This is a genomic window from Candidatus Anoxymicrobium japonicum, assembly GCA_002843005.1.
In the GTDB taxonomy this organism is placed as follows: domain Bacteria; phylum Actinomycetota; class Geothermincolia; order Fen-727; family Anoxymicrobiaceae; genus Anoxymicrobium; species Anoxymicrobium japonicum.
Genome location: PHEX01000006.1, coordinates 1 through 11,909 on the forward strand (window position 1 = coordinate 1; position 11,909 = coordinate 11,909).

At 58.9% G+C, this 11,909-nt stretch carries 9 protein-coding genes; 2 read left to right on the forward strand and 7 right to left on the reverse strand.

Translation table 11 applies throughout. From position 1 onward, the window contains the following. Nucleotides 1-155: 155 nt before the first annotated feature. The 4 genes from CVT63_01085 to CVT63_01100 form a co-directional block, all read right to left on the reverse strand. The gene (locus CVT63_01085) at nucleotides 156-1,913 is read right to left on the reverse strand and encodes a hypothetical protein (protein PKQ28731.1); all 1,758 of its coding nucleotides are present in this window, start codon (nucleotides 1,911-1,913) and stop codon (nucleotides 156-158) included. Next, nucleotides 1,903-2,325, reverse strand: a complete 423-nt coding sequence (locus tag CVT63_01090) for a hypothetical protein (protein ID PKQ28732.1) — start codon at nucleotides 2,323-2,325, stop codon at nucleotides 1,903-1,905. The genes CVT63_01085 and CVT63_01090 overlap by 11 nt, the downstream gene beginning before the upstream one ends. After that, on the reverse strand, nucleotides 2,304-3,242 hold the full coding sequence (locus CVT63_01095; protein ID PKQ28733.1) for a hypothetical protein: 939 nt from the start codon (nucleotides 3,240-3,242) through the stop codon (nucleotides 2,304-2,306). The genes CVT63_01090 and CVT63_01095 overlap by 22 nt, the downstream gene beginning before the upstream one ends. Nucleotides 3,243-3,554: 312 nt before the next feature. Next, nucleotides 3,555-4,682, reverse strand: coding sequence for a hypothetical protein (locus CVT63_01100; GenBank protein PKQ28734.1), 1,128 nt, complete (start codon nucleotides 4,680-4,682; stop codon nucleotides 3,555-3,557). Nucleotides 4,683-4,863: 181 nt separating this feature from the next. On the opposite strand from CVT63_01100, the gene CVT63_01105 reads away from it, so the two are divergent. Beyond that, nucleotides 4,864-5,895 carry a hypothetical protein gene (locus tag CVT63_01105; GenBank protein ID PKQ28735.1) on the forward strand — a complete coding sequence of 344 codons (1,032 nt, stop codon included), beginning with the start codon at nucleotides 4,864-4,866 and terminating at the stop codon, nucleotides 5,893-5,895. A 24-nt stretch (nucleotides 5,896-5,919) separates the two neighbouring features. Here the strand turns inward: CVT63_01105 and CVT63_01110 are convergent, their stop codons facing one another. After that, complete coding sequence (locus CVT63_01110; GenBank protein PKQ28736.1) at nucleotides 5,920-8,826, reverse strand: hypothetical protein; 2,907 nt, start codon at nucleotides 8,824-8,826, stop codon at nucleotides 5,920-5,922. A gap of 45 nt (nucleotides 8,827-8,871) precedes the next feature. Here CVT63_01110 and CVT63_01115 point away from each other — a divergent pair, with 45 nt between their 5' ends. Beyond that, on the forward strand, nucleotides 8,872-9,534 hold the full coding sequence (locus tag CVT63_01115; protein PKQ28737.1) for a hypothetical protein: 663 nt from the start codon (nucleotides 8,872-8,874) through the stop codon (nucleotides 9,532-9,534). A 65-nt stretch (nucleotides 9,535-9,599) separates the two neighbouring features. Here the strand turns inward: CVT63_01115 and CVT63_01120 are convergent, their stop codons facing one another. Beyond that, on the reverse strand, nucleotides 9,600-10,586 hold the full coding sequence (locus CVT63_01120; protein ID PKQ28738.1) for a hypothetical protein: 987 nt from the start codon (nucleotides 10,584-10,586) through the stop codon (nucleotides 9,600-9,602). Then, a complete protein-coding gene (locus CVT63_01125; protein PKQ28739.1) occupies nucleotides 10,583-11,896 on the reverse strand; it encodes an electron transport complex subunit RsxC in 1,314 nt (437 codons plus the stop codon). The genes CVT63_01120 and CVT63_01125 overlap by 4 nt, the downstream gene beginning before the upstream one ends. Between the last annotated feature and the right edge of the window lie 13 nt (nucleotides 11,897-11,909).

Here is an 11,909-nt window from a genome sequence, read left to right on the forward strand (position 1 = left end):
GACGGGTGTCACCCCCTTAAATGCCAGCTCAACGTTGCGAGGGCTCGCGACACGACGTACGGCGGCGTCCGTTACGCGCGCGCCCTCGATCTCGCACTCTAGCAGCAACGGCATCCTCATCGCCGTATCGAACGGCCCGATAGAAAGGAGGCCTTTCATCGTCTGCTCCGCAGGTAGCCAATTCGCGTCTTTATCCATGCCACGCTGGATTCAAAACCTCTCCCGCGTTTCAAAGGGAAATCAGGCCACGAAAATTCATACGCGCCATCCGCCCCACCCAGAAACGGCGTCATCTGTTTCGCGGCGCCCGACGGCGGGTGGGCCGCCCTGCTCGCGAAGTAGGCGATCAGTGTGACAACCGCAAGCACCAGCAAGAACGCTCCTGCGACATCTCCCCACACACGGTAGGCGCTCAACGCCGACGCGACGACGTCGGAGGTTCCACGAAACACGACGCCGGGCCCCACAAACCCTCTCGGGAACAACAAGCGCGAACCGCCGCCGATAAAATTCCGCGACAAGATGCCCGGAAACAACCCTATCATCAGTGAAGCGGCGCATATCCCGAGCGGAACCAGTCCCTCCAACAAATGCGGCTTGCGCGAAGAGACAGCCAACCCGCGCGCCGCGTAAGCGCCTCCAAGCACACGGACGACAGCGACGAGCCCGAGTGCCAGGCCCACCAGCACGCCGAAAAGCGCCAGCGCATAAAACCCTCTGACACCGGCTTTGTCGCTGCTCGCGAGCGCAAGCATCGCTTTTCCCACGAACCCGTCCATCGGGGGAACTCCCGCTATCGCCATGCCGGAGAACAGCGTAGCGCCAAACACGAGAGGGGCGGCGTTTACGCTCAGCGGTTGCCTCCCTAGGCGCCCGGTTCCACGAAGCTCTCCCGTCGTCTGAAAAGCCATCAGAAACGCTGTCAGAAACAGCGGCGCGACGAGCAGCAGAAAAAGCCCCGCTTCGAACCCCCCCCTCGAAAACAAAGCGAACGACAGAAGCAGAGCCCCAGATTGCGCGCAGTAAAACCCGGACACACAGCCCGGGGCCGCGCCGGCGCGGATCGCGACGATTGGCCCGACAACTACCGACAAAAGCGCGCATATCGCGATGGCCGCGCTCCAATCGCTCGAGACCAGACGCCCGACAAGCGCGATGACAATTGCAAGCCTCATGCCAGCCAGCAAAAAGTTGATGCCCCCCAGGTAAAAAGAACTCCACGAAGAGTCCGTCCTCGAAACCAGGTCGCCGCTCCACGCGTGAACGGGAAACACGGCAAGCCTTATAAACGCGCTTGCGAGAAATAAAGCCATGACCGTCACTACCTGCGCTTCGTTCCCCGATGTCAGAGGCGGCTCTATGAGAACCGCGCTCTCCTTGAGCCATATAGAGCAAAGAAGCGCGCCGGACGCCAGCAGCGCGTCGGCCAGCAACCACGGAACGAAAGCGCGGAAGCGCGGGCGGAGACCGACGGAGTCATGCGCCAGCAATCCCACAAAAGCCACGGCGCTGACCCCGAGCCACATGAGAACGAAAGACAACAACGTCGTGGCAACGAGCGCCATGCCACCCAACCCGCACGCTGCGGGAATCGTCGCCATCAGCAGCGCCGGTCGCGGGACGCTCAGTGGTTTGAAGCCGGCGTAAAGCACGGCCGCTACAGTCAGCATGTTGAGCACAAGAAACGCGGGAAAACCAAAAGGAGTAAACGTGATCGAGCCCCATGACGTGTGATGTGAACGATTTAGAAAAGCGTTCAGCAGCGCCAGATTGAATCCTGCCGCCAGAACAGCGTAACAAAACGCGAGTATGCGCCTCGAGCGCTCAGTCCCCCCGGTCACGACAATTATCGCCGATGCCGCGAACGGCAGGAGTACTGTAACGGCTGTGAGCCAGGAAGCTTCAGCGCGCAACGTCCATCAACCCCTCACGAATAGCTTCCAGCGAGATGGGGCAACCACCGACTTCGGCATCGGCACTTAAACTGTCCGCGACTGTGTCAAAATATTTCAGCGGCGCCGCGAGAGGCCCCCTGCCGAGAGCGCAATCTCCAAGGATCATTACCTTTCGCGCGGCCGGCGCCTGCTCTATCACGGAAAGCGCCGCCTCCGCAAGCCCAACATTCCACAACCCTGTTACTACTATGAGCCCGGCGTGCCTGGGCGAGGCGCACTCACGCGCGCGCGGGCCACGCGCGAAACGACCACGGATTACCGCGTCGACCATATCACCGCAACCTCCACAGCAACCAAGACGCACGTGGAAAATAGTGGTTCCTCCGGCCTGTGGCATGAACAAACCACTCACGCCGATACTCCGATCCATGTGAGGACCAGACCGATAAGGGCAAGCCCTCCTGCCCCTCCCGCTCCCCAGACAAGCGCTCTTGTGGAGCTGGCTCTCGCGAAAACGGTGTCTATGAGCGCAAGCAGTAGCAATACCCCCAGAATCTTGAGCCCCCAGAACACAACCGCGAACCAGCGCGCGCACGGCCCCGCGAAGAAAAGCGCCACCAGGACAAGCGGCACAACGAAAAGCATAGCCGACTCCGAAGCCGCGAAAAACGCCAGTGGAGGTCCGGAGACGTCATCGAGCAAGCCGCCGGGCGCGCCTTGCTTATAACCTCTTCCCAGTGGGCGCAACCGTGCCAGCGCGAGGGCGGCGGCAGTAGCGGAGGCCAGTGCCAGTAAAGCGCCGGCTCTGGCCGCGGCGCCTCCCGCGGAAGCGCCCGCCAGAACGCCGTTCGCTACCTGCCACCTGATCAACCCGGAAACCGACACCTCTCCCGTGCGCAGGACGAGTGCCGCGAGCGCGGTCGCGAAAGGAATCGCCCACGCGAGAAGCGATGCCGCTTCAGGCCACGCCGTCTGACAGACCCTTGGATTTTGAGACAGAAACACCGCAAAGACATCCGTGGCGCCCGCCATCAACAACAAAGCGTACAGGAGCGCCAGGTCTCCCTTTAGAAAACCCAGGATGATGCACGAAACCCATGACAGCGCGAGTATCTTGAGGACAGGAGCTACCCACATGACCGCCTGGAACGAGCCACCGGTGACGATGCACTCGGTGCCGGCGACGACTGAAAAGCGTTCATGGCCGATGCCCGCGCCCGGCAGTTCCGAGCCACTGATTGCGGTACGAACCCCCGACGCGACGGCGTGAGCGGCAAGACCCGCGAGAAAGATAAACAACATTCCGGGAAAAACTGTCAGGTAAGCGATCTTTCCAACGAACACCATGCGCAGCCTCCAAAAAAAAGTTGCCCTCAAGCGACTTTCAGGGTCCGTACCGGACGAGCCGACCCGTTTTCCTTAAATCCTCTTGAGGGCTAGATGAATCTATTAAATTCCAGTAGCTGCGTCAAGTACACTACGCGGAATTTGTTCAAATTTCTGAATCACGCAACTAGGTTCGCTTAACTTTGGGAGCAGGTCTTTTTTTTAAAGTCGATCGTCCGTCCAGAGGGGTCAGGCACCGTCTACCGCTAAAGCGGTAGACGGTGCCAGGCCCCTCTTAAACTTTAAAAAAAGACCTGCTCCCAAAGTTAAGCGCTACTGCCATCTTGGTTTGGCGGTTACGTCAAACCCGGGGTCGCCCGGCCCTCGTATTATGTAGACAGGGATGCCCGCTTCAACCATTTCGAAAAGTTGCTCGACGTCTTTCATGTGCATCCGGATGCAGCCGTGAGACGCCGAACGCCCGATAGACCACGAAGATGATGTCCCGTGGATCAGCACTCCTGACGCGTTCAACGGCAGGGCGCGCGTCCCCAGCGGATTGCGTGGTCCGGGCGGTATGGACGGCGGCATGCTCTTCGCCCATGCGGCGCCGGGGTTGATCCACGATGGGTTCTTCTGCTTCCTCACTATCTTCCACGCGCCTATCGGAGTCGGGTACGATGGCGACCCGCAGGCAATCGGAAACTCGGCCAGCACCTGCTCACGGTTGTATAGCGAGAGCTTGTGTTCAGCCAAATTGACAATAATGAGCTTCTGAAAAACGGCGTCGCTCATCCCGGCTGGAGTGCGGCCTACCTTGACGTTGACAGTCCGATTGCTCGTAACGAGCGCGGCATCGGCGTCCTTCTGGAGTTGCGCCATGTCACAGTTGCGCCCATCGACAGCCTTGACGATAACCGGTTTCCCCGACGTCACGTCCACATACGCGTCGTGCGGGTGACGGTTGATCGAGTTTATAGCGTTAGAGAGGAAACTCTGCACGCGGTTGGAATCGCTGTTCGCCAGAACCGAGACGTTAACTGGCATGGGCCTGTTGGTGAAGCGCCTCGCCATCCGCTCGAAGATGTTTACGTTCCACGCCTTCGCGTAACTTTCCTCGACCATCTTGCGATAATCGAGCATGAGACCAAGCTCCTCGGGTGTTATCTGATACTTCTCCCCATCGACTTGAAGGGTCAGAGGACGGTTGGCGACACCGGCGAGGTCTTTTCTGCACTTCGCGACCGCTTCCTCCTGGTTCAACCCCGCAACGCTTAAACCGACGATCCTGGCGCCCGCGGGAAACTTGCCGAACGCCATCACATCCTCGACGAACAGATACCCCAGCAACCCGGTCACAAGCGCGCCTAACAAGATCGTGCCCACTACCAGCATTATTCGCGAGAGCTTCTTCTCGCCGAACCATCCCAGCGAGCGAACCGGAATGCTTACCGCTTTCAAGCAATCTCCTTTTAGATTCACGCCAATCACGGCTATTTCACACGCCACGCCGCAAGCATGATAACGATAATCGGAACGTTAGTCCATCTTTGACTTTCTAAAGTTGGCGCAACGGGCAGGCGCGCCTGTTGCGTGAACGCCTCGTTCTTGTGTATAATCGGCATGCCAGAAGGTGATTAGATTGCTTTTTAATGATTTCAGGAAGAATACGGATTCAAATATCCCGCCGACCAGTGGCGGGTTTGCTGTTATGCGAGCCTGCGCGCCTATCCTCACAATTCTCATAGCCACATCGTTTATCATTGGGTTCGCTGTGTCATCGCGCTATGCCACTCGCGCGCTGGCGCAAACCGCGCGTGAAACCGCGAATAGCACAGACGTCATGGCCAGGGACGTTGTGACTCTCGACAGCAAGATCAACGGCCTGCAGAACAAACTCTCCGAGCTCGAGAGTAAATCGTCCACCCTGAGCGAGCGCATCAAGAGTATCGGCGCACAGATTATGTTGTGTCGCGAGAAGCTCGCGAACCAGCGCGTGGCCCTCTCGGCGCGCGCGAGGCGGCTGTACATAAACGGACCCACCAACAAGCTCGCGATGCTGGTGTCCTCCGATGACGTTTCAGACTTTTTCAAGCGCAAAGAGATGCTTCAGAAGGTCGCGGAGCGCGATGCTCAACTCATCAGGAACTTTAAGACGGAAGCGGACGCGCTCAGTGCCTCTATGTCCGAAATGGAGCAGCGCAAGAAAGAGATCAACAAAATCAGTATGGATCTTCGCTCTCGCGCGCGACGCCTGGAAAACGATCGCAGCGCGCGCGCGGCGATACTGACAAAGGCGGGCGAAAGAAGCGGTGACGTCACGTCCCGGTCCAACAAAATCGAAGAGAAGATCAAGGAGATCAACCCGCAGGTTCCCACGGGCAAACCAACTGGGCGAATAATGATGATGGTCGCCACCGCTTACTCACCCGAGGAGCCCGGACTCAGCAACCATACGGCATCGGGAATGCTGGCGACGCGCGGCGTGGTCGCGGTGGATCCGCGCGTCATACCGCTCGGCACGCGCCTGAACGTCGAAGGGTACGGCAACTGCATCGCGGGCGACACCGGTTCGACCATCAAAGGCAACCGCATCGACCTGTGCTTCGATACGCTCGCTGAAATGAACGCGTTCGGCGGCTACCGCACCGTGCGAGTCGAAATACTGGAGTAAGATCAGGGGTCAGGCACCGTTGCGTTACCTCCGGCCGTGGAACTCCGATATCGCCCTCTTCAAGTCGTCTGTCGAAACTTTTCTTCGCTTTGCCCCTGGCAACGATCTCAATAGCGTCTGCCCGTATCGCTGCGTATTGATGCGGCTGTCCATGAGCAGCACCTGACCCCTGTCCTGGCGCGTCCTTATCAGTCTGCCGGCGCCCTGCTTCAGCCGCAGCGCCGCGAGTGGCAGCCCGAAGTCCATGAAGTCGGAGCCGCCCTCCAGTTTCACGCGCTCGCTTCGCGCGACAAAAACCGGCTTCCCCGGACTCTCGAACGGTATGCGCGTGACCACCACGACGCGCAACGTGCTGCCACGCGCGTCCACGCCTTCCCAGAAACTGGATGTCCCAAAGAGGCTCGCGTTTGAATCTTCAACAAACTCCTCGGCCAGGCGTCTTCTCGAGTATCCGGGTTGCTGGCACAGGAGGTTCAAACCGTGTCGCCGCATCTCGCCGACAAGCTGCTCGTACGTCTTCAGCATCAAGCGCCTGTTTGTAAATAAAGCCAGCACACCACCGCGCGCCGCCAGGATCACATCTCCCAGAACGTCCGCGATTCGGGCTTCGTAGTCGCTCGAGTTAGGGGGAGGCATGTCGTGAAGAATGAGTATCTGCATCTGCCTCGAGTAGTCGAACGACGAGTTGAGAATGCATTCCTCTGGCGCCGCTCCGCCGGGCAAGTTCAGCCCGACCCTCGACCTGAAGAAATCGAAGGCGTTGTTGACGGTCAGTGTCGCGGAGGTAAGCACTACCGATGAGATCGCCTCATTGTCGAAGATCGCCTCTCGAAGATCCGAACCTACGTCCACGGGGGAAACCCGCAACGCCTGCTTCTCGAAGTTGTCCTCGCTTGTGACGGTCGCCCATCTCACTCTCCCGTCATCCTCGTCGGAGAACATGATGGCAAGAGCGCCTGCATGCTCCCGCACGCGCGCCGCTTTGCCTTCGAGATCGCTCATCAGGTAATCAAGCTCGGCGGCGGCCGTGCCGCGCTCCTCGCATACGGATTTCACACGAGTGATACGCGCGGCAAGCGTCTCGAGGCTCGTCGCGAACTCTTTAGCTTCGAGCTTCATCTTCTCGTACTCTAAGAGGCGCGTCTGGCCTGATGTGAAGCGGATGTCGTTGAACTCGTACTCCGATCCCGCCCGGAACGCGCACAGCGTCATGAAGAGCTTCTCGAGGCCCTCACACGCTATCTCGGCGGCCTCACCAGCCTCGATTAACTCAAATCGCGCCGCGTCGTGCGCCTCTGAGGGCAAGCGCCGGATAACAGTGGCGTCGAGGTCGGCAAGGAAGCCCGATCCGTCCACCGGGTCATAGAGGGACTCGAGGAACCTTCGCGTCTCACGGTATTCGAGCTCAACCGTGAACTGATCGGTTGCCACATCCTCCAGCGTGTGAGCCTCGTCTATGATCACCGACTTGAACGGGAAATTTACACCCGCGAGCAACAGCGAATGGTTTACCACGACTATGTGCGAGCGCCTGGCCCGGTAAAGCGCCCGCCGGTAGAAACAGTAGCCTCCCTGGGCAAACTTGCACCTGCCGCCCGGGCATTCGCGGTGATTTGCCATCACCAGCTCATCGAGGCCGTGAAGGTGCGGCACGTTCAACAGCGAGACATCTCCCGTCTCGCTCTCCGTGATCCATGTGAGAAGCATGCCAAATGCGCCGAGCTGCCGCTCGGAGAGCCTCTTCCTGCCGCTGACGAGCGTCTGCAACTTGCGAAGGCACAGGTAGTTGCTGTAACCCTTGAGAACCGAGTAACGGAACGAACCCTCCCCGAGCGCCCCCTCGAGTGTCGGAAGGTCTTTGGTGTGCAACTGGTCCTGCAGGTTGAGAGTGCGGGTCGAGACCACGACCGGGTACCCCGTGGCTTTCGACACGAGCACGGCCGGCGCCAGGTACGCGAGCGACTTGCCGGTGCCCGTGCCCGCCTCGATGAGCAGTATGCTGTCTTCCTCGAAGGCGCGCCTGGTGGCCTCCGCCATCTCTGTCTGCTCGTCACGCTCTTCGTAATCGCCGAACTGGCGAGCCAGCGGCCCGGCAGACGCGAATATCGCGCGCACTTCCTCCGCGGGGACATGGCACGGCGCCGACAAACCATCGAGCGGCGGGATATTTTCCCAGAAGCGATCTTTTTGCGCGACGTCGTCAAGATTGAGCGCCTCGGGCTTCCTGCCACCGGTTCTCTCGTCCAGCACTCTTCGCGCCAGCAACGTCAATCCGCCTGCGTGCGCCGGCCCATGGTCGGCCAGCGCACGCAGAAGCGCGACAGACACATTGTAGAGACCGTTTACAAGGACGTGAAAAACATGCAACAGTGTTTCGGCGTCGTCCATGGCGCGATGAGTACGGCCTGTATCGATACCCCAGATGCCCGCGAGATCGGCCTGCCTGTGTCCGCGCAGGGACGGCATCAGCATCGTCGCAAGGTCGTGCGCGTCAATGTAAGGGTTCGTGAAACGGCCATGCCCCATGCGGTCATAGAGAGCCCGGAGGAAATCCTCCTCGAAGCGCGAGTACGCCACGATCGTGCGCTCGCCGAGAAACTCCACGAACTCTTCGAAGAACTCGTCCATGGAAGGCGCGCCGGATACCATTTCATCATCTATTTCCGTCAGCATGCGGATCTGACAGGGGATCTCGCAACCGGGGTTGATAAGCGTTGACAGACGTCCCACGGCCTTATCGCCCGTAGCGAGTATTGCGCCGATCTCAATTATTCTGTCGCGCGCCGCGTCAAAGCCGGTTGTCTCGAAGTCGAGAACGCAGTACTCCATATCTCCCTCGAGCAACGCCTGAAACTCACGGGAGAGCGTGGGAAAAGACAGGTATTTTTTCTTGACGTCCGCGCTCGCGCGCAGAAACAGGTCGTCAGGCAAAACGCCTCAATTCTCTAAACGTTGACTGGCACTAACCGCGCGTGGATGTATCCAAAAGTCGAAGGTAAAAGTATAGTATATCCCACACACAACCGTGGAGGTGGATTTGTCCTGACGGATAGCGCGGTTCTCAAAACTGTTTCAATAAGCTCATCGTCCAAGAACTCGGGCAAGAGCACGGTTGCGTCTTTTCTCGTTGGTGAACTCGGCGCCGACTACGGCCTGAAAGTCAGCCACGGCAACCACGCACCAGCCCCTATCGTCACCGAACCCGAGATCATCTCTCGGCCCGGCACTGACACCGCCGCGCTCGTTCGAGCCGGCGCGAAGAAAGTAGTCTGGGTGAACGCCGACGCCGGGACGCTCGAGAACGCGCTCGAGCAAGCGCTCGCGCTGTTCTCTGAAGGCGGAGTCCTGGTGGCGGAAGGAAACAGCGCGCTGGAACGCCTCTCGCCCGACTTCGCGGTATTTCTCATGACGGCGCCGTTTGAGGAGTTCAAGCCCTCCGCCTCCCCCGCGCTCGAGAAGGCGAACCTCGTCCTTGTCGACTTGCGATGGGCACTCGCAGACACCTCGAAAAAGGTTATCAGTGCCGGTCTCCACGCGCGAGCCCCGAACGCCCGTACAATCTTCTACTCAGACAAACAGGGGTTCACCGAAGCGCTCGAGGAAACCGCGCGCCTCGCCAGAAAAAAAGTAGCATTATAGCAAAAACGCAACACATGGGGTCAAGCCCCACGTGTTGCGTTTTAATCTCTTTTCCGGCTCGACGCTTACCTGGCAACCTCAGCCACAGGCGTCGCTTTCACCTTGCCGAACGTCTTGCGAACCACAAATCGGTTGAAGAGCGGTGTGCATGCGTTGCCGATAAGTATCGAGTACGCCACCGCCCCTGTGGGCGCCGCGTATAACCTTATCACCACTATCAGCACGCCGATCAGCACGCCGTACAGTACCTGCGCAACCCTGCAGTCAGGGCTCGTCACCCAATCGGTGGCCATGAAGAATGACCCGAGCATGACACCCCCGGCGAGGATCATGTAAAGCGGGTTCTGCCCCAGTATCGCCGAGAGGATAAACACTGTTCCAATGATCGAGGCCGGTATATGCCAGGTTATATGACCCTTGTACATGAGGTAAGCCGCGCCCACCAGTACGGCAAGCACCGACACTTCGGCCACCGCGCCACCCGCGTGGCCGAGGAATAGCTCCAGATACCCCGGTCGAACGCCGGCGAGCGAGCCACCTTTGATAAATGTGAGAGGCGTTGCCGTAGTCACGCCATCCAGACTCCCAAGAGAGTAGGACGCGTTTGCCATTGCCCAGAACCTCGATATCACAAGCATCGATACGAAGCCGAACAGCGCCGGGTTGAACATGTTGCGGCCCAACCCGCCCATGAGCTCTTTTACTATTGCCACCGCTATGACCGTACCAATCATCGCATACCAGAACGGCACCGCCGGCGGGAGAAGAAGACCCACAAACAGGCCCGTCACTATCGCGCTGAAATCGTCGATAGTCACACTGCGCTTCATCAGCTTGCGCATGACCCACTCCGAACAGATAGCCGCCACGACACAAGCCGCCAGGTTCACTATCGCGTAGAGCCTGAAGAACCCGATAGCAACAACAATCACGGGCATGAGGGCGATAGCAACGTCCCTCATAGCCGAACCAACCTCATCCTTGCTCACTATGTGCGGCGGCACCGACATAATAAATTCACGGTCTGCCATGCAAATCTCGCCCCCTTTCATTTCTTAGCCGCAGCGGCAAGTTCCGCCTTGGCTTTGCGCACGTAAGCAATGTGCCGTATTCGAGCCGGGCACACGTAAGAGCAACAGCCACACTCAAAACAGTCATTCGCCCCGTACTTCTCAGTAAGGTTCCACCGCCCGCGCTTTGCCTGCTTCACTATGAAGTTCGGCATCAGGAACATCGGGCAAACATCTCCGCACTTGTTACACCCAACGCACTGCTGTTCCGCACTCTCTTCCACGGCCTCCGCAGGTAAAACCACGATGCCGCTTGTCCCCTTAACGACCGATGCCGACAGATCTTTCTGCGCGAAGCCTGTCATCGGACCACCCATTATCACCTTGCCAGGATTGCCAATGATGCCCCCGCACTGCTCGATCACATGCGCTATTGGAGTCCCTACCTTGACATTGATGTTCCTGGGATTCTTGATGCCCGGGCCAGTAACTGTGATGACGCGTTCTATAACCGGCTTTCCCGTGGCCGCCGCGTCGTAGAGAGCTACCGCTGTCTGCGCGTTCTGCACCAGCACACCGACCTCGCTCGGCAACTTGCCGGGCGGAACCCTGCGTCCGGTGATCGCGTCGATGAGCATTTTCTCGGCACCCTCGGGGTATTTGACCTCGAGCACCGATACCTCGAGTCCCGGCTCTCCCGAGAGCTTCGCCGAGAGCAAATCGGCCGCGTCCATCTTATTGGCCTCGATCCCAATGATGCCGCGCTCCGCGCCAACAGCTTTCATCATGAGCTTGAGACCTTTGATGAGATCGTCAGGCCTCTCGAGCATCAGCCGGTGGTCGCAGGTCAGAAACGCCTCACATTCGCAACCGTTAATTATGACAGTATCAATGGATTTGCCCTTTGGCGGCGCGAGCTTTACATAACTCGGGAACGCCGCGCCTCCCAGGCCGACCAATCCGGCCTCCTTGGCGATCTCCCTGATCTGCTCGGGCGTCAGATTGCTTACGTCACGCGTGTCGGTAAACTTGCCAGGCTGACCTGGATCCACCGAGATAACAACACATGCAACAGAAGCGCCTGTAAAGTTTTTTCGCTCTTCAACAGCCTTCACCGTTCCTGATACGCTGGCGTGCGCTGGCGCCGAGATGAAGGCCTCACTAGACCCTATTTTCTGGCCAACCTCCACTCTGTCACCGACTTTCACAGTCGCCTGGTTTGGCGCGCCGACGTGCTGCTGCATCGAGATCACCACTTCAGTAGGGAGAGAGATGTCTTCTGTCGCCTTGCCGGCGGTGGCCTCCTTCTGATATGGGGGATGTATCCCGCCACGGAATGTCTTAAGTTCCACCAGTTTTCCCTCC

Bases quoted from the DNA above. Each gene is read 5' to 3' on its own strand.
- CVT63_01115 (PKQ28737.1), top strand. From the start codon at position 8,872: ATGTATCCAAAAGTCGAAGGTAAAAGTATAGTATATCCCACACACAAC.
- CVT63_01120 (PKQ28738.1), bottom strand. From the start codon at position 10,586: ATGAAAGGGGGCGAGATTTGCATGGCAGACCGTGAATTTATTATGTCG.
- CVT63_01095 (PKQ28733.1), bottom strand. From the start codon at position 3,242: ATGGTGTTCGTTGGAAAGATCGCTTACCTGACAGTTTTTCCCGGAATG.
- CVT63_01090 (PKQ28732.1), bottom strand. From the start codon at position 2,325: ATGGATCGGAGTATCGGCGTGAGTGGTTTGTTCATGCCACAGGCCGGA.